This is a genomic window from Micromonospora sp. CPCC 205546, assembly GCF_036902715.1.
Classification (GTDB): Bacteria; Actinomycetota; Actinomycetes; order Mycobacteriales; family Micromonosporaceae; genus Micromonospora.
Genome location: NZ_JBAKHL010000022.1, coordinates 15,483 through 35,705 on the forward strand (window position 1 = coordinate 15,483; position 20,223 = coordinate 35,705).

The 20,223-nt window shown below is 75.1% G+C and carries 18 protein-coding genes; 1 reads left to right on the forward strand and 17 read right to left on the reverse strand.

Annotation, left to right across the window (positions count from 1 at the left end; genetic code table 11):
• Positions 1 to 20: 20 nt before the first annotated feature.
• The 8 genes from argH to argC all read right to left on the reverse strand — a co-directional run bounded on the left by argH (position 21) and on the right by argC (position 8,808).
• The gene (argH, locus tag V6U77_RS13170; protein ID WP_334606654.1) at positions 21 to 1,484 is read right to left on the reverse strand and encodes an argininosuccinate lyase; all 1,464 of its coding nucleotides are present in this window, start codon (positions 1,482 to 1,484) and stop codon (positions 21 to 23) included.
• Positions 1,485 to 1,498: 14 nt separating this feature from the next.
• The gene (locus tag V6U77_RS13175; protein WP_334606580.1) at positions 1,499 to 2,704 is read right to left on the reverse strand and encodes an argininosuccinate synthase; all 1,206 of its coding nucleotides are present in this window, start codon (positions 2,702 to 2,704) and stop codon (positions 1,499 to 1,501) included.
• Positions 2,701 to 3,216: an arginine repressor gene (locus V6U77_RS13180; protein ID WP_151455547.1), complete on the reverse strand. Its 516-nt coding sequence runs from the start codon at positions 3,214 to 3,216 to the stop codon at positions 2,701 to 2,703. The genes V6U77_RS13175 and V6U77_RS13180 overlap by 4 nt, the downstream gene beginning before the upstream one ends.
• Positions 3,213 to 4,190: an ornithine carbamoyltransferase gene (argF, locus tag V6U77_RS13185; RefSeq protein ID WP_334606581.1), complete on the reverse strand. Its 978-nt coding sequence runs from the start codon at positions 4,188 to 4,190 to the stop codon at positions 3,213 to 3,215. Before argF ends, V6U77_RS13180 begins: the two co-directional genes overlap by 4 nt.
• The gene (locus V6U77_RS13190; RefSeq protein ID WP_334606582.1) at positions 4,187 to 5,512 is read right to left on the reverse strand and encodes an acetylornithine transaminase; all 1,326 of its coding nucleotides are present in this window, start codon (positions 5,510 to 5,512) and stop codon (positions 4,187 to 4,189) included. Before V6U77_RS13190 ends, argF begins: the two co-directional genes overlap by 4 nt.
• Positions 5,509 to 6,522 (reverse strand): acetylglutamate kinase, encoded by a 1,014-nt coding sequence (gene argB, locus V6U77_RS13195; RefSeq protein ID WP_334606583.1) that lies wholly within the window; start codon positions 6,520 to 6,522, stop codon positions 5,509 to 5,511. Before argB ends, V6U77_RS13190 begins: the two co-directional genes overlap by 4 nt.
• A complete protein-coding gene (gene argJ, locus V6U77_RS13200; RefSeq protein WP_334606584.1) occupies positions 6,519 to 7,691 on the reverse strand; it encodes a bifunctional glutamate N-acetyltransferase/amino-acid acetyltransferase ArgJ in 1,173 nt (390 codons plus the stop codon). Before argJ ends, argB begins: the two co-directional genes overlap by 4 nt.
• A gap of 115 nt (positions 7,692 to 7,806) precedes the next feature.
• Positions 7,807 to 8,808: an N-acetyl-gamma-glutamyl-phosphate reductase gene (gene argC, locus V6U77_RS13205; protein WP_334606585.1), complete on the reverse strand. Its 1,002-nt coding sequence runs from the start codon at positions 8,806 to 8,808 to the stop codon at positions 7,807 to 7,809.
• A gap of 345 nt (positions 8,809 to 9,153) precedes the next feature.
• Between argC and V6U77_RS13210 the strand changes: the two genes are divergently transcribed.
• On the forward strand, positions 9,154 to 10,980 hold the full coding sequence (locus V6U77_RS13210; RefSeq protein WP_334606586.1) for an AfsR/SARP family transcriptional regulator: 1,827 nt from the start codon (positions 9,154 to 9,156) through the stop codon (positions 10,978 to 10,980).
• On the opposite strand, the gene V6U77_RS13215 is transcribed toward V6U77_RS13210, so the two are convergent.
• From V6U77_RS13215 to rpmI, 9 genes are all read right to left on the reverse strand, one after another.
• Positions 10,950 to 12,794 (reverse strand): ABC transporter ATP-binding protein, encoded by a 1,845-nt coding sequence (locus V6U77_RS13215; RefSeq protein WP_334606587.1) that lies wholly within the window; start codon positions 12,792 to 12,794, stop codon positions 10,950 to 10,952. The two genes, V6U77_RS13210 and V6U77_RS13215, sit on opposite strands and share 31 nt — an antisense overlap.
• Positions 12,791 to 13,330 carry a TlpA family protein disulfide reductase gene (locus V6U77_RS13220; protein WP_334606588.1) on the reverse strand — a complete coding sequence of 180 codons (540 nt, stop codon included), beginning with the start codon at positions 13,328 to 13,330 and terminating at the stop codon, positions 12,791 to 12,793. The genes V6U77_RS13215 and V6U77_RS13220 overlap by 4 nt, the downstream gene beginning before the upstream one ends.
• 28 nt (positions 13,331 to 13,358) lie before the next feature.
• A complete protein-coding gene (locus V6U77_RS13225; RefSeq protein ID WP_334606589.1) occupies positions 13,359 to 13,919 on the reverse strand; it encodes a MauE/DoxX family redox-associated membrane protein in 561 nt (186 codons plus the stop codon).
• 443 nt (positions 13,920 to 14,362) lie between these two features.
• On the reverse strand, positions 14,363 to 14,827 hold the full coding sequence (locus V6U77_RS13230; protein ID WP_334606590.1) for a S26 family signal peptidase: 465 nt from the start codon (positions 14,825 to 14,827) through the stop codon (positions 14,363 to 14,365).
• A 10-nt stretch (positions 14,828 to 14,837) separates the two neighbouring features.
• Positions 14,838 to 17,387, reverse strand: a complete 2,550-nt coding sequence (gene pheT, locus V6U77_RS13235) for a phenylalanine--tRNA ligase subunit beta (RefSeq protein ID WP_334606591.1) — start codon at positions 17,385 to 17,387, stop codon at positions 14,838 to 14,840.
• Positions 17,388 to 17,426: 39 nt separating this feature from the next.
• Positions 17,427 to 18,506: a phenylalanine--tRNA ligase subunit alpha gene (pheS, locus tag V6U77_RS13240; protein ID WP_334606592.1), complete on the reverse strand. Its 1,080-nt coding sequence runs from the start codon at positions 18,504 to 18,506 to the stop codon at positions 17,427 to 17,429.
• 214 nt (positions 18,507 to 18,720) lie between these two features.
• The gene (locus tag V6U77_RS13245; RefSeq protein ID WP_334606593.1) at positions 18,721 to 19,566 is read right to left on the reverse strand and encodes a TrmH family RNA methyltransferase; all 846 of its coding nucleotides are present in this window, start codon (positions 19,564 to 19,566) and stop codon (positions 18,721 to 18,723) included.
• A 32-nt stretch (positions 19,567 to 19,598) separates the two neighbouring features.
• Positions 19,599 to 19,991, reverse strand: coding sequence for a 50S ribosomal protein L20 (rplT, locus tag V6U77_RS13250; RefSeq protein ID WP_334606594.1), 393 nt, complete (start codon positions 19,989 to 19,991; stop codon positions 19,599 to 19,601).
• A 31-nt stretch (positions 19,992 to 20,022) separates the two neighbouring features.
• Positions 20,023 to 20,217 (reverse strand): 50S ribosomal protein L35, encoded by a 195-nt coding sequence (gene rpmI, locus V6U77_RS13255; protein ID WP_007458415.1) that lies wholly within the window; start codon positions 20,215 to 20,217, stop codon positions 20,023 to 20,025.
• Positions 20,218 to 20,223: the final 6 nt, after the last annotated feature.

The window sequence follows — 20,223 nt, forward strand, 5'->3', positions numbered from 1 at the left end:
CACGGAAGGCGTCGGTGGCCTCAGCGGGGCACGACCCGCTCGGCGGCCCACTCCCGCCAACCGGCGAGCTGGTCGGCGGCGGCGGCGAGCTGGTCGGCGACCGGCCCGGGACCGGTCGAGCCGGGCGTGATCCGGGCGGCGAGCGCCGAGCGGACCGAGAGCACGTCGCGCACCGACGGGTCGAGGTGCTCGCTGACCGCCGCGAGGTCGTCGTCGCTGACCTCGTCGAGGGCGCAGTCGCGGGCCACGCAGAGCGCCACCAGCTTCCCGGTGATCTCGTGCGCGTCGCGGAACGGCACGTTGCGGCGCACCAGCCAGTCCGCGACCTCCGTGGCGAGGGAGAAGCCGACCGGCGCGGCCGCGACCAGGCGGTCGGCGCGTACGGTCATCGTGGAGATCATCCCGGCGAGGGCCGGCAGCAGCAGCTCCAGGGTGTCGACCGCGTCGAACGCCGGCTCCTTGTCCTCCTGCATGTCCCGGTCGTACGTCATCGGCAGGCCCTTGAGCATGGTGAGCACGCTCATCAGCCCCCCGACGAGCCGGCCGGACTTGCCCCGGGCCAGCTCGGCGATGTCCGCGTTCTTCTTCTGCGGCATGATCGACGACCCGGTGGCGAACGCGTCGTCCAGCTCCACCCAGCCGAACTCCTGCGACGTCCAGAGCACCACCTCCTCGCCGAGCCGGGACAGGTGCACCCCGGTCATCGCGGTGACGAAGAGGAACTCGGCGACGAAGTCGCGGTCGGCCACGGCGTCCATCGAGTTGGCGAAGGACGTGCGGAAGCCCAGCTCCTTCGAGACGGCCACCGGGTCCAGCGGCAGGCCGGAACCGGCGAGGGCCCCCGCGCCGAGCGGGCTGATCGCCGCCCGGTGGTCCCAGTCGCGCAGCCGCTCCAGGTCGCGCAGCAGCGGCTGCACGTGGGCGAGCAGCCAGTGCCCGAAGGTGACCGGCTGGGCGTGCTGCAGGTGGGTCATCCCGGGCGCGGCGGTCTCGACGTGCCGCTCCGCCTGCTCGACCAGGGCCTCGGCCAGCTCGACCAGCCGGCCGGCCACGCCCCGGGCGTGGTCGCGCAGGTAGAGCCGCAGGTCGGTGGCGACCTGGTCGTTGCGGGAGCGGCCCGCGCGCAGCTTGCCGCCGAGGCTGCCCAGCCGCTCCAGCAGCCCGCGCTCGAGGGCGGTGTGCACGTCCTCGTCGTCGACCGTGGGGCGGAACTGCCCCGAGGCGCAGGCGGCCTCCAGGTCGTCCAGGGCGGCGAGGATCCGGCCCAGTTCCTCCGGGTCGAGCAGGCCGGCGCCGGCGAGCACCCGGGCGTGCGCCCGCGACGCCGCGATGTCGTACGGGGCCAGCCGCCAGTCGAACTGCACGCTCACCGACAGCCGGGCCAGGGCTTCGGCGGGACCGCCGGCGAAGCGGCCGCCCCAGAGGCTCGTGCGGTTGGTGGCGGCACTGTTCTCGGTCAGGCTCTTGTCGTCCACGCCGCCCATTGTGGTGCCCATGCTCAGCAGCCGCCCAGCCGGGCGTCCCGCGCGGCGGCCATCTTGCTGGGCAGGCCCCAGAGCTGCACGAAGCCCTTCGCCAGGGACTGGTCGAAGGTGTCCCCCGTGTCGTAGGTGGCCATGCCGAAGTCGTAGAGGCTGGCCTCGGAACGCCGGCCGGTGACGGTGGCCCGGCCACCGTGCAGGGTCAGCCGCACCTCGCCGGTGACATGCTGCTGCGCGTCGTCGATGAACGCGTCCAGCGAGCGCTTCAGCGGCGAGAACCAGAGGCCGTCGTAGACCAGCTCGCCCCAGCGCTGGTCGACGCCGCGCTTGAACCGGGCCAGGTCCCGCTCCACGGTCACCGCCTCCAACTCCTGGTGGGCGGTGATCAGCGCGATCGCGCCCGGCGCCTCGTACACCTCGCGGCTCTTGATGCCGACCAGGCGGTCCTCGACCATGTCGAGCCGGCCGACGCCCTGGGCGCCCGCGCGCCGGTTGAGCTCCAGGATCGCCTGGTAGGGGGTGACGGTCTCGCCGTCGATCGCCACCGGGACGCCGGCGTCGAAGGTGATCACGACCTCGTCGGGGTCGCGTTCCTGCGCCGGGTCGCAGGTGTACGCGTACAGGTCCTCGACCGGGGGATTCCAGACGTCCTCCAGGAAGCCCGTCTCGACGGCCCGACCCCACAGGTTCTGGTCGATCGAGTACGGCGACTTCGCCGACACGTCGATCGGCAGCCCCTTCTCCTCGGCGAAGGCGATCGCCTTGTCCCGCGTCCAGGCGAAGTCCCGGGCCGGCGCGACGATCTTCAGGTCGGGCGCGAGCGCGCCCAGGCCGACCTCGAAGCGGACCTGGTCGTTGCCCTTGCCGGTGCAGCCGTGCGAGACGATGGTGCCGCCGTGCGCGCGGGCCGCGGCCACCAGATGCTTGACGATCAGCGGCCGGGACAGCGCGGAGACCAGCGGGTAGCGGTCCATGTAGAGCGCGTTGGCGCGGATGGCCGGCAGGCAGTACCCGGCGGCGAACTCGTCGCGGGCGTCGACGACCTCCGACTCCACGGCGCCGCAGTCCAGGGCGCGCTGCCGGATGGCGTCGAGGTCCTCGCCGCCCTGCCCGACGTCGACCGCCACCGCGATCACCTCGGCGCCGGTCCGGTCGGCCAGGTACGGGATGGCGACGGAGGTGTCGAGCCCTCCGGAGTAGGCGAGTACGACCCGCTCGGTCATGGCGTGGTGTTCCCTTCGACGTTCTCTTCGCGGCGGGCCCAGCCGGCGAGCTTGTCGCCGAGCGCGGCCCCGCCGACGGCCTCGCGGGCCACGACGAGGATGGTGTCGTCGCCGGCGATGGTGCCGACGATCTCGGGCAGGCCCGCTCGGTCCAACGCGCTGGCCAGGTAGTGGGCTGCGCCCGGCGGGGTGCGCAGTACGGCGATGTTGCCGCTGGCGTCGACCCCGTTGAGCAGCTCACGCAGCAGCCGGACCAGCCGGGCCGGCGCCGCCTCGGCGTCGCGCAGCGGCCGGTGGCCGTCCTCGGGGATCAGGTAGACGGCCCGCCCGTCGCCGCCGCGCGCGGTGACCGCGCCCAACTCCTTGAGGTCCCGGGAGAGGGTGGCCTGGGTGACCTGGATGCCGTCGCCGGAGAGCAGGTCGGCCAGCTCGGTCTGCGAGTGGATCGCCTTGTCGCGGATCAGCTCGACGATGCGGGCGTGCCGGGCGGCGCGGGTCAGCGGGGCGGTCATGGTGTCTCCCTGGTCACGGCGACGCCCGGCGCCGCCGCGTCCGGGATCGCGGGCGCGGCCCCGAGGAGGAACGTCAGCAGCGCCTTCTGGGCGTGCAGCCGATTCTCCGCCTGGTCGAACACGACGCTGCGCGGGCCGTCGAGCACCTCGTCGGTGATCTCCTCGCCCCGGTGCGCGGGCAGGCAGTGCAGCACGACGACGTCGGGCGCGGCGTGGGCGAGCAGTGCGGCGTTGACCTGGTACGGCAGGAACGGGGTGATCCGGTCCAGCCCGTCGTCCTCCTGGCCCATCGACGTCCAGGTGTCCGTGGCGACCACGTCGGCGCCGGCCACCGCCGCGACCGGGTCGGTCAGCGCCTGCACCGAGCCCCCGGTGCCGGTGGCGATCTTCGCGGCCCGGGCGACCACCTCCGGATCGGGGCCGAAGCCGGCCGGCCCGGCGACCCGGACGTGCATGCCGGCGGTCGCCCCGGCGAGCAGGTACGAGTGGGCCAGGTTGTTCGCGGCGTCGCCCACGTACGCCAGCGTCCGCCCGGCGGTGCCGCCGCAGTGCTCGCGGACGGTGAGCAGGTCGGCCAGGAGCTGACAGGGGTGGAAGCCGTCGGTGAGCGCGTTGACCACCGGCACGCTGGCGCCGTCGGCGACCTCGGCGATGCGGTCGTCGCCGTGGGTACGCAGCACGATCGCCGCGACGTAGCGGGACAGCACCCGGCCGGCGTCGGCGAGGGTCTCGCCCCGGCCGAAGTGGGTGACCTGGGTGTCCACCACGAGGGGGTGCCCGCCCAGCTCGGCGATGCCGACGTCGAACGAGAACCGGGTCCGCAGGCTCTGCTTGTCGAAGAGCACCGCCACCGACCGGGGCCCGGCCAGCGGTCGGTGGCCGAACCGGTCGGCCTTCATCGCCGCCGCGAGGTCGAGCACGGCCGACTGCTCGGCGGGGCTGAGGTCGTCGTCCCGCAGGAAGTGCCGGATCATGCGCTCGTCTCCGTCGTGCTGGGCGTCGTCGCCACGCTGGGCGCGGCCGGCGGCGTGGAGATCTTGGTAGATTCCGGCCCCTCCAGGGGCCGTTTCCTACCAAGATCCGGCGCGCAGGCAGAGGCGGCGACGGTCGGGACCGCACCGGCGGCGGCCGGGGACGCCGCGTCGAGGGCGCCCGGCAGGGCGGCCAGGAAGGCGTCGGCCTGGGCGGTGGTGAGGATCAGCGGCGGGACGAGTCGTACCACGCCGGGCTGGACCGGGTTGACCAGGAAGCCGGCCTCCCGCAGCGCCTCGGCGAGCACCTTCGCCACGGGCGCGGCGAGCACCACACCCAGCAGCAGGCCAGCGCCGCGTACGCCGTGGACCAGCGGGTGGTCCAGCGCCTCGATTCCCCGGCGCAACCGCTCGCCGACCCGCTTGACGTGGTCGAGCAGCCCTTCGCTGGCGATGGTCGACACCACCGCGAGGGCGGCGGCACAGCTCACCGGGTTACCGCCGAAGGTGGTGCCGTGCATCCCGGGGGCGAGCAGGTGGGCGGCGCGGCCGAAGGCCAGGCAGGCGCCGATGGGCAGTCCACCGCCGAGCCCCTTCGCGAGGGTCACCACGTCGGGCTCCACCCCCTCGGCCTGGTGGGCGAACCAGTGCCCCGTACGCCCGACGCCGGTCTGCACCTCGTCGAGCACCAGCAGCGCGCCGTGCCGGGCGGTGATCCGCCGCGCCTCGGCAAGGTAGCCGGCCGGCGGGACCACCACGCCGTTCTCCCCCTGCACCGGCTCCAGGATCACCATGGCGGTGGCGTCGGTGACCGCCACCTCCAGGGCCGCCACGTCGCCGTAGTCGACGTGGGTCACCTCGCCGGGCAGCGGGCGGAACGGGTCGACCTTGGCCGGTTGGCCGGTGAGGGCGAGCGCGCCCATGGTGCGGCCGTGGAAGCCGCCCCGGGCGGCGACCACGTGCGAGCGGCCGGTGAGCCGGGAGAGCTTGAACGCCGCCTCGTTGGCCTCCGCCCCCGAGTTGGCGAAGAAGACCCGCCCGGGCCGCCCGGCCAGGGCCAGCAGCAGCTCGGCGAGGGCCACCGGCGGTTCGGCGACGTAGAGGTTGGAGACGTGCCCGAGGGTGGCGACCTGCTTCGACACGGCGGCCACCACGGCCGGGTGGGCGTGCCCGAGGGCGTTGACCGCGATGCCGCCGACGAAATCGACGTACTCCCGGCCGGCGTCGTCGACCACCACGGCGCCGGAGCCGGAGACGAGGGCGAGCGGCGGCGTGCCGTAGTTGTCCATCATCGACTGCGCCCAGCGCTCGACGAGCATGCTCATGACGGAACAGAACCTTCCTCGTTCGCGACTGCGGGGCCCGGTCGCTGCGCTCCCGCACTTCTCGCGCTCACGCCGCCCTCTCCGTTACCGACTGCGGGGCCTGGTCGCTGCGCTCCCGCACTCCTCGCGCTCACGACCATGGTGCCGAATCCTTCCGACGTGAAGACCTCCAGCAACGTGGAGTGGGCGACCCGGCCGTCGACGACGTGCGCGGCGGGCACCCCCTGTTGCACGGCCCGCAGGCACGCCTCCATCTTGGGCACCATGCCGCTGGACAGGGACGGCAGCAACGCCGCCAGTTCGTCCACGGTGATCTCGCTGACCAGGCTGTCGGTGTCGGGCCAGTCGGCGTAGAGACCCGGCACGTCGGTGAGGACGACCAGCTTGCGGGCGTCGAGGGCGACGGCGAGCGCGGCGGCGGCGGTGTCGGCGTTCAGGTTGTGCAGCACCCCGTCGGCGTCGGGCGCGACGGTGGAGATCACCGGGATGCGGCCGGCCGCGATCAGGTCGGTGACCGCCGAGACGTCGACCGACTCGACGTCGCCGACCTGCCCGACGTCGACCGGCTCCCCGTCCACGTACGCGGGCCGCCGCACGGCGGTGAACAGGCCGGCGTCCTCGCCGGAGAGCCCCACCGCGAACGGGCCGTGGGCGTTGATCAGGCCGACGAGCTCCCGGCCCACCTGGCCGACGAGGACCATCCGGACCACGTCCATCGCCTCCGGGGTGGTGACCCGTAGGCCGCCGCGGAACTCGCTGGCGATGCCCAGCCGGCCGAGCATGGCGGAGATCTGCGGGCCGCCGCCGTGCACCACGACCGGCCGGAGGCCGGCGTAGCGCAGGAAGACCATGTCGGCGGCGAAGGCCCGCTGCAGCTCGGGCTCGACCATGGCGTTGCCGCCGTACTTGACCACGACGGTCGAGCCGGAGAAGCGTGCCAGCCAGGGCAACGCCTCGATCAGCGTGGCCGCCTTGACCTGGGCTCGGGCGAGGTCGGTGGAGAGGCTCATGTCGAGTAGGCCGAGTTCTCGTGCACGTACGCGTGGGAAAGGTCGTTGGTCCAGATCGTGGCCTCGGCGGCGCCGGCGTGCAGGTCGATCCGGATGGTGACGTCCCGCCCGGTCAGGTCGACCTTCGAGCGGTCCTCGGCGGCGGCGCCACCGCGGCACACCCAGACACCGTTGACGGCGACGTCGACCCCGTCGGGCTCGAAGGCGGCGGCGGTGGTGCCGACGGCGGCGAGGATGCGACCCCAGTTCGGGTCGTTGCCGAACAACGCGGTCTTGACCAGGTTGTTGCGGGCCACCGACCGCCCTACCTCGACCGCGTCGTCCTCGCTCGCCGCGCCGACGACGTCGATGGCGATCTGCTTGGTGGCGCCCTCGGCGTCGGCGATGAGCTGCTGGGCCAGGTCGTGGGCGGCGGCGGTGACCGCCGCCGCCAGCTCGGCGGGGGTCGGCGCGATGCCGCTCGCGCCGCTGGCCAGCAGCAGCACCGTGTCGTTGGTCGACATGCAGCCGTCGGAGTCGATCCGGTCGAAGGTGACCCGGCACGCCTCCCGCAGCGCGGTGTCGAGGTCCTCCGGCCCCGCCACCGCGTCGGTGGTCAGCACGCAGAGCATGGTGGCCATCGCCGGGGCGAGCATGCCGGCGCCCTTGGCCATGCCGCCGACGCTCCAGCCGCTGCCGCGGGCCACCGTGGTCTTGGGCCTGGTGTCCGTGGTCATGATGGCCTCGGCGGCGGCCGGGCCGCCGTCGCGCGACAGCCGGCGGATCGCCGCGCGTACGCCAGGGAGCAGCTTCTGCATGGGCAGCCGCTCGCCGATCAGCCCGGTCGAGCAGACCGCCACGTCGGCGGCGCCGAGCATCAGTCGCGCGCTGGCCGAGGTGAGCGCGGCGGCGGTGTGCTCGGCGGTGGCGTGGGTGTCCTGGAAGCCGGCCGGGCCCGTGCAGGCGTTGGCGCCGCCGGAGTTGAGCACGACGGCGCGGGCGACGCCGCCGCGCACCACCTGCTGGGTCCAGAGCACCGGCGCGGCCTTGACCCGGTTGGCCGTGAACACCCCGGCCACGCCGGCGTCCGGGCCGTCGTTGACGACCAACGCGACGTCGCTCGCGCCGCTGGTCTTCAGCCCGGCGGCCACCCCGGCCGCCCGGAACCCCCGTGGGGCCGTGACACTCACCGCGCTGCTCCTTCGTTCGCGACCGCGGGGCTCCGCCGTGCCGCACTTCTTGCGCTCACCGCGCTGCTCCTTCGTTCGCGACCGCGGGGCCCCGCCGCGCGCGCACTCCTCGCGCTCACGGAGCGATTCCCAGCTTGGACAGGCCCGTCGTCTCCGGCAGGCCACACATGAGGTTGGCGTTCTGCACGGCCTGGCCGGCGGCGCCCTTGCCGAGGTTGTCCAGCGCGCTCAGCACGATCATCCGGCGGGAGTCGACGTCGACGGTGGCCTGCAGGTGGCAGGAGTTGGAGCCGAGGGTGGCGGCGGTGTGCGGCCAGGCCCCCTCCGGCAGGACGTGCACGAAGGGCGCGTCGGCGTACGCCTCGGCGAGCACCGCCCGCGGGTCGACGCCCCGGGCCGGCACGGCGGTCACCGTGGCGAGGATGCCCCGGGGCATCGGGGCGAGCACCGGCGTGAACGTCAGGCCGGTCGCGCCGGTGGCCTGCTTGATCTCCGGGACGTGCTGGTGGGTGCCCACCCGGTAGGGCGTCAGGTCGCCCATCACCTCGCTGCCGAGCAGGTGCGGCTTGGCGGCCTTGCCGGCGCCGGAGGTGCCGGACGCGGCGACGACCACCACGTCGGCCGGGGAGGCGGCGCCGGCGGCGACCAGCGGGGCGAGGGCCAGGATGATCGCGGCGGCGTAGCAGCCGGTGCTGGCGACCCGGGTGGCTGCGGCGATCAGCTCCCGCTGGCCGGGCAGCTCCGGCAGGCCGTAGGTCCACGGCCCGGCGTGCGTGCCGCCGTAGTAGTTGGCCCAGGCGTACGGGTCGGCGAGGCGGTGGTCGGCGCCCAGGTCGACGACGCGCACCTCGGGCGGGAGCTGGGCCGCCAGGTCCGCCGACTGGCCGTGCGGCAGGGCCAGGAAGACCAGGTCCGCGTCGGCCAGCGTCGCCGCGTCGGTCTCGCCGAGGACGAGGTCCAGGCCGACGAGCTGCGGGTGTACGACGTCGAGGCGGTGCCCCGCCTGGCTGTGCGCGGTGGCGGCGACCAGGTCGAACTCCGGGTGCCCGGCCACCAGGCGGATCAGCTCGCCCCCCGCGTAGCCGCTCGCCCCGGCGACCGCGACTCGGATACTCATCCCTACCTCCGCATGACTATGCAAAGAGGCTAGCAAGCGCGGGTCCCGTACTGCAAGTTCATGCAGCGGAATGCATGGCAATGAAGGAGCTGGCCGCGATCACGGCGGAGTCCCGCGCCGAGACACTGCGACACCGGCGGGCGTGGGCCGGCCGTGTCCGGGAACCAGGCGGGTCACCGCCCGCACGTGACGGGTGGGTGGCCCCACACGCCGCAGCGCCGGCCTTCCGGCCGATCGTCACGCCCGGTGACGCCACCCCCCGGGGAACGTATCGACTGGCATAATTGGCCGGGCGATGGTGTGGGGGCCGGGAGACGGCCGCGGGGACACACGGCGGAGGTCGCCTTGGCGCTGACGTTCCGGATCCTCGGCCCGGTGCGGGTCTGCCGCGACGGTGGGCCGCTGCGCCTGCCCCGCGGGCGGCCCACGGCCATGCTGGTCACCCTCCTGCTGCACGCCGGCGTCACGGTGCCGGTGGAGCGGCTGCGCGAGGAGCTCTGGAGCGGGCCCGCCCCCGCGTCGGCGGTGGCGAACCTGCGCAGCCACGCCAGCCAGCTGCGCCACCTGCTCGCCGCGCCGGACGAGCCGCCCCGACTGCACGCCCAGCACGGCGGCTACCGGCTCCGGGTCGGCCCCGGCGAACTGGACGCGGCCGAGTTCGAGCGGCTGGCCGCCGAGGGGCACGCCGCCCGCGCCGCCGGCGAACCGGACGTTGCGGCGCCGCTGTTGGAGCGGGCGCTGGCGCTCTGGTCGACGGCGGACCCGCCATCGGCGTACGGGCCGGCCACCGCCGCGGCGTTCGACCGGCTGCGCGAGCGCCGCTCCGGCGCCCGGGAGGCGTACGCCGCCTGCCGGCTCGACCTCGACGACCGGGGCAGTCCCGAGTTGTTGGCCCTGCTGCGGGCGCACCTGACGGAGAACCCGCTGCGGGAGCCCGCCTGGGCGCTGCTGATGACGGCCCAGTGCCGAGCCGGCGACCAGGCCGCCGCGCTGCAGACGTACCGGGCCGCGTGCCGGGCCCTCGCCGGGGAGCTGGGGATCGCCCCGGGCCCGGAGCTGACCGCGTTGTACCGCGCGGTCCGGCGACGCGAGCACCGCCCGCCGTCGTTCGCGCCCCGACCGGCCGTACGCGACGACCAGCGTGTCGCCGGGGGCCGGCCCGCGCTGGTGCCGCACGAACTCCCCTGCGCCGCCGCGCCCTTCGTCGGCCGGCACCCCGAGCTGACCCGGCTGCGCACGGCCCTGACGGCCGCCCGGGAGCACCCGGTCACCGTGACCGTGCACGGCGCAGCCGGTGTCGGCAAGTCGGCCCTCGGGCTGCGCGCCGCCGTCGCGGTGCTGGAGTCCTTCCCCGACGGCCAGCTCCACCTCGACCTGGGTGGATCCGTGGCCGGCACGACGCTGGCCCCGGTCCAGGTGGCGGCCCGGGTGCTCCGGTCGTTCCACGGCGCGGACGGGTCGGAGCCGACCGGTCTGGCCGAGACGAGGGCCCGCGTCCGCTCGCTGCTGTTCGGCCGGCGGGTGCTGCTGGTGCTCGACAACGCCACCGATCCCGCGCAGGTCGACGGCCTGCTGCCGGCGCGCGGCGGCTGCGCGCTGCTGGTCACCGGCCGCAGCCCGATGCCCGCCGGGGACGTCCGGCCGCTGCGGCTGGATCCGCTGCCGGCCGGCGACGCGCTGGCCCTGTTGCGGGCCGTCGCCGGGGACCACCGCGTGGACGAGGAGCCGGAGGCGGCCCGGGCGGTCGTCGCGCTCTGCGAGGGGCTGCCGTTGGCGCTGCGCACCGCGACCCGCCGGCTGGCCGAGGGGCCGCACTGGTCGATGGCGCGGCTGGCCCGGTTGCTGCGCGACGAGCGGCACCGGCTCGCGGAGACCGGGTTGCGGCCCCGGCTGACCGCGAGCTACCGCCGGCTCGGCTCCGCCGCACCGGTGTTCCGCCGGCTGGGCGCAGCCCGGGCGGGGCCGCTCACCGCCGAGACGGTCGCCGCGCTGACCGGCCTGCCGCCGGAGGACGCCGTGCGGGCGCTGGACCGGTTGGTGGCGGCGCAGCTCGCCGAGCCGGCCGGTCCGGGCCGCTACCGCGTGGGCGAACTCGTCCGGCTCTACGCCACCGAGCTGGCCGCCGCCGGGCACCCGCCGGATCAGGCCGACGAGGGCGCCTCCTCCCGGTAGCCACGGGCCTGCAGGCTGAAGAGCCGGGCGTAGCCGCCGCCGGTGGCCAGCAACTCGTCGTGCCGGCCCCGCTCGGCGATCCCGCCGTCGGCCAGCACCACGATGGCGTCCGCGTCCCGGACGGCGTTGAGCCGGTGCGAGATGAGCAGGCTGGTGCGCCCCCGGCGCAACCCGCGCAGCCGGGTGTGCAGGTCATGCTCGGCCTCGGCGTCCAGGCCGGAGCTGGGCTCGTCGAGGATCAGCAGGTCGCGGTCGGCGCGCAGGAAGCCGCGGGCCAGCGCCACCCGCTGCCACTGGCCGCCCGATAGGACGACCCCGGCCTGCGGGTCGTCCCGGTCCGGGCCGTCGAAGAAGATCCGGGTGAGCAAAGTGTCGTAGCCCCGGGGCAGCGCGGCCAGCGCCTCGTCGATGCCGGCCTGCCGCGCGGCGGCGCGCAGCCGCTCCGGGTCGTCGCGGGCGCGCAGGTCGCCCACGGCGATGTTCTCGGTGGCGGAGAGGTCGTACGGCATGAAGTCCTGGAAGACCGCGCCCAGCCGCTCCCGCAGCGCCGCCGGGTCGAACTCGCGCAGGTCCACCCCGTCCCACCGGATGGTGCCGCGCTCCGGGTCGTAGAACCGGCACAGCAGCTTGACCAGCGTGCTCTTGCCGGCGCCGTTCAACCCGACCAGCGCGGTCGTCGACCCGGCCGGCAGGAACAGGTCCACCCCGCGCAGCACCCACGGATGCCGCGGCGAGTACCGGAACCAGACGTCGCGCAGCTCGATGCCGTCGCGCAGCGGCGGCACCGGCCGGGCGTCGGCCCGTACCGGCAGGTCGGGGTCGGCCCGGACGACCTGGTCGTAGTGGTCGAACAGGAGCAACGCCTGGTGGATCGCGCCGAGCTGACCGACCAGCCCGCCCAGCGCACCCTGCACCCCAGGCACGGCCGCCAGGTAGAGCACCACGTCGCCGACGGTGAGCCGCCCGCCGGCGGCGGCCGCGACGGTGTAGACCACGCCCGCTCCCGCCACCGCCGCGCCGAGCAGTCCGAGCAGGCCCTGGGCCCGCAGCTCCCGGCGGTCCAGCCGCTGCTCCACCCGGTGCATGCCGTGCAACTCGCCGAGCATGCGGTCGCCGAAGAAGCGGCCGAGGCCGAAGAGCCGGACCTCCTTGGCGGCCGGCACGCCCACCAGCAGCTGGGCGAAGAACAGGTCGCGGCGTTGGAAGTGCTCCAGGTGCAGCACCATCGCCACGCGGGCCCGGTTGAGGCGCAGCTGCATCCAGAGCGTGGGCAACGCCGCCACCAGCACCAGCAGGCCGACCACCGGGCTGAGGGCCAGCAGGACGCCGAGGAAGCCCGTGACGGCGAGCAGGCTCTGCACCGCGCCGAGCGCGTTCCCGGTGAGCTGGGTCGGCCCCAGGTGGCCGGTCTGCTGGGCTGCCTGCAGCCGGTCCTGGAACTCCGGGTCCTCCAGCCGGACCAGGCCGACCAGGCGCAGCACGGCGGCGTGCAGCCTCCGACGCACCAGCCGGGACACCGAGCGGATGCGCTCCTTCTCCACGTACGCGCGCAGGTGTGGCAGGACGACGCCCGCCGCGGCGGCGACCGCGAGCCCGACGCCGAGCAGGGCCAGCGACGCGTCCGCGGCCCGCCCGCCCGACAGCCGGTCCAGGACGAGCTTGGTCAGCGCGGCGACGAGCACCGGCGTCACCCCGGCGAGGATCGCCAGCAGCAGGTCGACGGCGGTGCCCCCGGGGGCGGCCCGCCAGGTGAGCCCCAGCGCCGCCCGGGCGTGCCGGACGGCCCGACGGGGCGCCAGCCGGGGCCCGGTCACGGCGCCACCGGCAGGTCCAACCGGGCGATGCCGAAGGCGGACGACACCACGAGCCCGTGCTCGTCGAGCAGGCCGAAGGCCGGGTACCCCTTGATGCCGAACGCGAGCGGCAACGCGCCGCTGCCGGGCTCGACGAAGACCGTCGCCAGTCCGGCGAACTGCGCCGCGTACGCCTCGGTCTCCCCGCCCTTGCCGACCACCACCACCCAGACGTGCTCCGCCCCGCCGGGCATGGTGCGCGCCCGGTCGATCAGCAGCGGGACCTGCTCGGCGCAGTGCTCGCAGCTCGGCGTCAGGAACGCCACCAGCGTCATCGGGGGCAGGTCGGCGCGGGTGCGCACCTGCCCGTCGACGGTGGTGGAGACGAAGTCGCCGGGAGCGGATCCCGCCTCCAGCATCACCGCCGGCGGCTGGGACTGCTGGTCGTTGAGCAGCTCGGTGTGCTCGCGCAGCCGACGGACCACGCCGAGCAGCAGCACCAGGTTGAGCAGGCCGAGCACGGCGACGAGCACGACGGCGACGGTCAACAGCGCCATGGGAACTCCTTCGGATTGCCGGGAGGGGTCAGGAGCGGCCGGCCGGGCGGGTCGGCCGGGACGACGGATGCGGGGCGAAGAGGGCGACCAGGTCGTCGAGGCGCACCACCACGGCGGCCAGCGGGACGGCCAACCCGGCGGCGAGCAGCACGGTGGCCGGCGACGGCGACGGCGACGCACCGGCGACGGCCCCGCCGAGCAGGCCGAGCAGCGCCACCGCGGCGAGGGTCAGGTTGCGCGCCACGTGCCGCGGCCCGATGGGGGCGTCGGCGGCGCCGAAGCACCGGCAGGCCGGGCGGGCGCCGCGGCGCAGGGCGGCGGCGATCGCGACGGTGAGCACGCCGAGCAGCCCGGCGGCGAGCAGCAGCCCGGCGGGGACGGTGGATGGCACGGCGAGGAGCACGACCACGGCCGCCTCGGCGGCGACCGCGCTCCGGGCGACCGGGCCGACCCACCCGGGCGGCACGCCGAACTGCCCGACCGACGCCACGAACCCCTCGAAACCGGCCCGCGTGCGCAGCTTGCCGAGCACCGCGGCGAGGAACACCAGGGCCAGCAGGATCCGCGCACCCAGCTCCACCGCTCGCATCCGTCGGCACCTCCTCGTCACCGGGGGGCCCACGCTAGGAGCGGCGGATACATCGCGGATACACCGTGGCGCGCCGGCGGTGGCGTCGGCTGTAGGTCCGGTGTACCGGGCGGCCGTAGCGTGCCCGCATCTGTCGATCCTGGTGAGAGGAGGTGATCGGATGATGCGTCGACTGGAGCGCCTCGGCGAGCGGATGCTCGGCGTGTTCGTCCCGAAGGTGACGGCCGCCGCCGGCTGTCCGCCGGACCCGTGGTGCGCGGCGTGTGGCACGTGCCATCTGAAGCGGTGCAGCTACACCCCTACCTGCAAGACGACGTGCGGCTCGTGCGGGTACTACTGCAGCGCGGGAGCGGGCACGATGACCAGTCTGTGCTGAGTTCCGGCACCGGCGTGCCGCGCGGCCCCGTGCCGTGCGGCACGCCACCCGCGGGTGGCGTGGCCGGTCACCCGGAGGGCAGCCTCGGCCGGACGACCACCCCGAGCAGGTCCGACTCGGGGATGTAGCCGCACTCGCGGGAGTCGTAGCTGAACGGCGGGTTGTCGCCGAGCACCACCAGCTGCCCCGGCGGCACGAGCCGCTCCGGTCGCTGGCGCAGCAGGGGCACCCGGTCGACGGGCACCGGCTCGCCGGGCACCGCGTACGCCCGCTTGATCAGCAGACCCGGGCCGGCCTCGCCGGGTCGGGCGGGGTGACGGGCGGTCATCGCCGCCGGGGCCGCCACCACGACCACGTCGCCGGGACGCACGCGGGCCAGCGGCACCCGCCGGGCCAGCACCCGGTCACCCGGGCGCAGCGTCGGCTCCATGCTGCGGCCCACGACGGAGACCAGCAGCAGGCGCCGTCGGGCCCAGAGCAGGCCGGCGGTGGCCGACGCGAGCACGCCGGCCACCACCAGCCATCCGAGCACCGCCGCCGCCTCAGGCGCCGCGCAGGGTGGCGCCGAAGCGTTGCGCGGCGCGGGCGACCGCCGCGTCCCGGGCGGCCACGGCCTCCTCCACGGTCAGCGTCCGGTCCGGGGCCCGGAAGGTGAGCTTGTACGCCAGGGACCTGCGGCCCGCTCCGAGCTGCTCCGAGGCGTACACGTCGAACAGGCGCACCCCCTCCAGCAAGCCGCCGGCACCCTCGACGAGGGCCTGCCGCACCTGCTCCGCCGGCACCGAGGAGTCGACGACCAGCGCCACGTCGATCAGCGCCGGCGGGAAGCCCGACACGACCGGCGCGGGCGCCACCGCGGCGGCCGGCAGCGCGTCCAGGTCGAGTTCCATGGCGCTGGTGCGCCGGGGCAGCTCCAGGGCCGCCACGACCGTCGGGTGCAGCTCGCCGGCGTGACCGACCACCGTGCCGTCGACCAGCAGCGCGGCACAGCGGCCGGGGTGCCAGGGGGCGTACTCGGCGGCCCGGACCTCGATCCGCTCGGCGGGGATCTCGGCGGCGGCCAGCACGTCCCGGCCGGCCTGCACGGCGTCCGCCCAGCCGGCCGGGCGGCCGGCGCCCCACCAGCCGGCCGGCTCGACGTCGCCGGTCAGGACGACGGCGACGTGCCGGGGCTGGTCGGGCACCACCGCGTCGGCGGCGGCGAACTCCTCGTCGGTGGGTCGCCGGTCCACGCCCATCACCGGCGGGCGGCCGGTGTCGGGGCGCGGGTGGAACACCGCGCCGATCTCGTAGAGGGCGAGGTCGCGCTGGCCCCGGCCGAGGTTGCGCTTCACCATGCCGAGCAGCGGGCCGAGCAGCGTGGTGCGCAGCAGCGGCTCCTCCTCCGACAGCGGGTTGGCCAGTCGCACCGCCCGCCGACGCGGGTCGTCGCCGGGCAGGGCGAGCTGGTCGGCGAGCCCGGGGGCGACGAACGGGTGCGCCAGCACCTCCACGTACCCCCGCTCGGCGAGCGACCGGGCCACGGCCCGGCGGCGGCGCTGCTGCCAGGTCAGGCCGCGCCCGGGCGGCGCGGTCGGCAGCACGGACGGCAGTCGGTCGTACCCGTCGAGGCGGGCCACCTCCTCGACCAGGTCGGCCGGGTCGGTCAGGTCGGGCCGCCAGGTCGGCGGCGTGACGCTGAGCGTGTCGTCGTCGGCGCCGACGGCCACGCCGGCCTCGCCCGGATCCTCGACCAGCCGGTCGGCGCCGCGGGCGACCGTGCAGCCGACCTGCTCCAGCAGGGCGGCCACCCGCGCCGGCGGGTAGTGCACGCCGACCCGCCGGCCCGGCAGGTCGACCGGCAGGACCACCGGGGTACGCGGCCGGACGTGGTCGATGTCGACGATCTCGTCACCGGCCGCGCCACCGGCGTGCTCGGTGAGCAGCCGGACCGCCCGTGCGATGGCCACCAGCGGCAGGGCCGGGTCGACGCCCCGCTCCCACCGCTTCGCCGCCTCGCTGAACAGCCGGTGCCGGCGGGCGGTGCGTCCGACCATCGCCGGGTCCCAGTGGGCGGCCTCGAAGAGCACGTTCGTGGTCCCGGCGACGACCTCGCTGGTCTCGCCACCCATCACGGCGGCCAGCGAGATCGGGCCGGAGTCGTCGCAGATCACCATGTCCTCGGGCGCGAGGGTGCGGGTGACCCCGTCGAGCGTGGTCAGCTTCTCCCCCGCCTCGGCGCGGCGGACCACGAGCGGCCCGGCGATCCGGTCGACGTCGAAGGCGTGCATCGGCTGGCCCAGCTCGAGCATCACGTAGTTCGTGATGTCGACCGGCAGCGAGATGCTGCGGACACCGCAGACGGTGAGCCGCCGCCGCATCCAGTCCGGGGTCGGAGCCGTCGGGTCGACGCCGCGGACGAGCCGGGCCGCGAACCGGTCGCAGCCGACGGTGTCGCGCACCTCGACCGGGTACGCCGGTGTGTCGGTGCCGCCGGGCGCGGGCGCCAGGCCCGGGTCGCGGAACGACACACCGAGGGCGTGCGACAGCTCCCGGGCCAGGCCGCGCATGCTCATCGCGTACCCCCGGTCGGGGGTGATCTCCACCTCGACCACGACGTCGTCGAGCCCGACGACGGGACGCGCGTCGTCGCCCGGCTTGGCCGGGACGTCCCCGGGCAGCACGATGATGCCGTCGTGGTCGTCGCCCAGGCCCAACTCCCTGGCCGAGCAGATCATGCCGTTGGAGTTGCGTCCGTACGTCTTGCGCGCGCCGATGGCGAAGCCGCCGGGCAGCACGCCCCCGGGCAGGATCACCACGACCCGGTCGCCGGGGGCGAAGTTGCGCGCCCCGCAGACGATCTCCTGCGGCTCGCCGGTGCCGTTGGCGTCGCCGACGTCGACGCGGCAGAACCGGATCGGCTTCTTGAAGCCGGTCAGCTCCTCGATCTCGAGGACCTCACCGACGACCAGCGCACCGGCGACGGTCTCCCGCAGGTCCACCACCGAGTCGACCTCGATGCCGAGGTCGATCAGGGCCTGCTCCAGGTCGGCCGTGGGCAGGTCGGCGGGGAGGTCGACGTACTCCCGCAGCCAACTGACAGAAAATCGCATGACTCAGACCACCGTCTCCGTGACTCGTACCCGCATCGCCTACGCCCCGACCCCGAACGCGCGGGTGAACCGCACGTCGCCCTCGACCATGTCCCGCATGTCGCCGACCCCGTGCCGGAACATCACCGTCCGGTCGATGCCCATCCCGAACGCGAATCCGGAGTAGACCTCGGGGTCGATGCCGCAGGCGCGCAGCACCCGCGGGTTGACCATGCCGCAGCCGCCCCACTCGACCCAGCGCGGGCCGTCGCGGTGCTCCGGGAACCAGACGTCGAACTCGGCGGACGGCTCGGTGAACGGGAAGTAGTGCGGACGGAAGCGGGTCCTCGCGCCCTCGCCGAACATGGCGCGGGCGAAGTGGTCCAGGGTGCCGCGCAGGTGCGCCATGGTGATGCCCCGGTCCACCACGAGTCCCTCCACCTGGTGGAAGACCGGCGCGTGGGTGGCGTCCAGCTCGTCGGTGCGGTAGACCCGGCCCGGCACGATCACGTAGATCGGCGGCTTGCGGGTCAGCATGGTGCGCGCCTGCACCGGCGAGGTGTGGGTACGCAGCACCAGACCGGAGCCCTCGCCGCCCTCCGGCGACGCGACGTGGAAGGTGTCCATCAGGCCGCGCGCCGGGTGGTCGACGGGGATGTTGAGGGCGTCGAAGTTGGTCCACTCCAACTCGACCTCGGGCCCCTCGGCCACCTCGTAGCCCATGCCCACGAACAGGTCGCAGATCTGCTCCATCAGGGTGCTGATCGGGTGCCGGGCGCCCCGGGGCCGCCGGTCGTGGGGCAGCGTCACGTCGACGCGCTCCTCCACCAGCACCCGTTGCGCCTGCTCCCGCTCCAGGACCTCCTGACGGGCGGCGTACGCGGCCTCGACGCCGCGGCGGGCCTCGTTGACCCGCTTGCCGGCGTCGGACTTCGCGGCCGGCGGCAGCGCGCCGATCTCGCGGCGGGCCAGCGAGATCGGGGACCGGTCGCCAAGGTGCGCCGGGCGCAGCGCGCTCAGCGCGTCCGGGTCGGCGGCCTCGGCGAACGCCTTCTCGGCGGCGACGACGGCCTCGGCCAGGGCGGCCGGGTCGAGCAGAGCGACCTGCTTCGGGTCGTACGGATCGTTGCGGTAGCTCATGGCGTACGGGCACTCCCTCACGGCGGCGCCAGCCCTCACGGGCGGCGAAGCGAGTCTACGGACGCGCGGCTGTGCCGCAGCCCGCCGGTGGGAGTTGCGCGGAAAGCAGGTCAGGCCCGCCGCCCGCCGACACCGGCGGGCTGGCTAAACGAACGCCGTGGCGCGTTCATGGACGCGGGCTCTCCCCTGTGGTCCGTGCGTGAGGGCGGCCGGGTCACGGCCGCCGCTGTGCTCTCGCCGAAGCGTACAGGCAGACGGCGGCGGCCGCAGCCAGGTTCAGGCTCTCGGCGCGCCCGTGCAGGGGCACCCGGACCCGGGCGTCGGCGGCGGCGGTGAGCGCTTCGGGCAGGCCGTGCGCCTCCGAGCCGAAGAGCCAGGCGGTGGGGGCGGCGAGCCGCCCGTCGTCGGCGAGGTCGTCGAGGTCGTCCTCGCCGTGCCCGGTGGTGGCGAGGACGGTGAGCCCGGCGGCGCGCAGCGCCGCGACGACGTCCGCCGGGTCGGGCGCGCGGACCACGTCGACGTGGAAGAGGCTGCCGGCGGACGCCCGCACGCACTTGCCGTTGTACGGGTCGACGGCCTCGCCGGCGAAGACCACCGCGCCCGCGCCCGCGGCGTCGGCGGTGCGCAGCACGGTGCCGGCGTTGCCCGGGTCGCGGATCTCGGCGAGCACGGCCACCAGGCGGGGCCCGCCGGCCAGGGCCCGCTCCAGGGGCACGTCGAGGTGGCGGCAGACGGCCACGAGGCCCTGCGGGGCGACGGTCTCGGCGAGCGCGGCGAGCGCCTCGTCGGTCGCCTCGGAGACGGGCACGTCGGCGCGGGCCGCGGCGGCGGCCAGTTCGGCGTGCCGGTCCAGGGCGGCGGGCGTACCGAAGAGCTCGGTGACCACCTCCGGGCGGGCCAGGGCCTCGCGGACCGCCTGCGGCCCCTCGGCCAGGAACCGGCCGGCGGCCTCGCGGTCGCGGCGGCGCTGCAACCGGCGGGCGGCGACTATCCGGGGGGTACGCGGGGTGAAGGGGCCGGAGACAGCGTCGAGGCGTCTCCCGCGCGATGGTGACTGCATGGGAGACGCCTCGATCTGTTGGTGCGCGGGGATCAGGCGGCCTGGGCCGCCGCGCCGCCGGTGCCCTCGGCCGTGACCGCGGTCCGGGCCAGCTCGACGATCGCCGCGAAGGCGGCGGCGTCGTTGACGGCCATGTCGGCCAGGATCTTGCGGTCGACCTCGATGCCGGCCAGGCGCAGGCCCTGGATCAGGCGGTTGTAGGTCATCCCGTTGGCACGGGCGCCCGCGTTGATCCGCTGGATCCACAGCTGCCGGAAGTCGCCCTTGCGGTCGCGGCGGTCCCGGTAGGCGTACTGCATCGAGTGCAGCACCTGCTCCTTGGCCTTGCGGTAGAGGCGGGAGCGCTGACCGCGGTAGCCGCTCGCGGTCTCCAGCAGGGTACGGCGCTTCTTCTGGGCGTTCACAGCCCGCTTGACGCGTGCCATCTCAACTCCTAGTTACGTAAGGTGGCGCGCGTCAGCGGCCGAGCAGCTTCTTGATGCGCTTGACGTCGGCCTTGGCCAGCACCACGGTGCCGGTCAGCCGACGGGTCTGGGTGGAGGGCTTCTTCTCCAGGTTGTGCCGGAGACCGGCCTGCTGGGCAACGATCTTGCCCTTGCCGGTCACCTTGACCCGCTTGCCCATCCCCGTGTGGCTCTTCATCTTCGGCATGTGGAA

What these genes read in the sequence shown, in the direction of transcription:
- argH (WP_334606654.1), bottom strand. Translation starts at nt 1,484, where the DNA reads ATGGGCGGCGTGGACGACAAGAGCCTGACCGAGAACAGTGCCGCCACC.
- V6U77_RS13175 (WP_334606580.1), bottom strand. Translation starts at nt 2,704, where the DNA reads ATGACCGAGCGGGTCGTACTCGCCTACTCCGGAGGGCTCGACACCTCC.
- V6U77_RS13180 (WP_151455547.1), bottom strand. Translation starts at nt 3,216, where the DNA reads ATGACCGCCCCGCTGACCCGCGCCGCCCGGCACGCCCGCATCGTCGAG.
- argF (WP_334606581.1), bottom strand. Translation starts at nt 4,190, where the DNA reads ATGATCCGGCACTTCCTGCGGGACGACGACCTCAGCCCCGCCGAGCAG.
- V6U77_RS13190 (WP_334606582.1), bottom strand. Translation starts at nt 5,512, where the DNA reads ATGAGCATGCTCGTCGAGCGCTGGGCGCAGTCGATGATGGACAACTAC.
- argB (WP_334606583.1), bottom strand. Translation starts at nt 6,522, where the DNA reads ATGAGCCTCTCCACCGACCTCGCCCGAGCCCAGGTCAAGGCGGCCACG.
- argC (WP_334606585.1), bottom strand. Translation starts at nt 8,808, where the DNA reads ATGAGTATCCGAGTCGCGGTCGCCGGGGCGAGCGGCTACGCGGGGGGC.
- V6U77_RS13220 (WP_334606588.1), bottom strand. Translation starts at nt 13,330, where the DNA reads ATGGCGCTGTTGACCGTCGCCGTCGTGCTCGTCGCCGTGCTCGGCCTG.
- V6U77_RS13225 (WP_334606589.1), bottom strand. Translation starts at nt 13,919, where the DNA reads ATGCGAGCGGTGGAGCTGGGTGCGCGGATCCTGCTGGCCCTGGTGTTC.
- pheT (WP_334606591.1), bottom strand. Translation starts at nt 17,387, where the DNA reads ATGCGATTTTCTGTCAGTTGGCTGCGGGAGTACGTCGACCTCCCCGCC.
- pheS (WP_334606592.1), bottom strand. Translation starts at nt 18,506, where the DNA reads ATGAGCTACCGCAACGATCCGTACGACCCGAAGCAGGTCGCTCTGCTC.
- V6U77_RS13245 (WP_334606593.1), bottom strand. Translation starts at nt 19,566, where the DNA reads ATGCAGTCACCATCGCGCGGGAGACGCCTCGACGCTGTCTCCGGCCCC.
- rplT (WP_334606594.1), bottom strand. Translation starts at nt 19,991, where the DNA reads ATGGCACGCGTCAAGCGGGCTGTGAACGCCCAGAAGAAGCGCCGTACC.
- rpmI (WP_007458415.1), bottom strand. Translation starts at nt 20,217, where the DNA reads ATGCCGAAGATGAAGAGCCACACGGGGATGGGCAAGCGGGTCAAGGTG.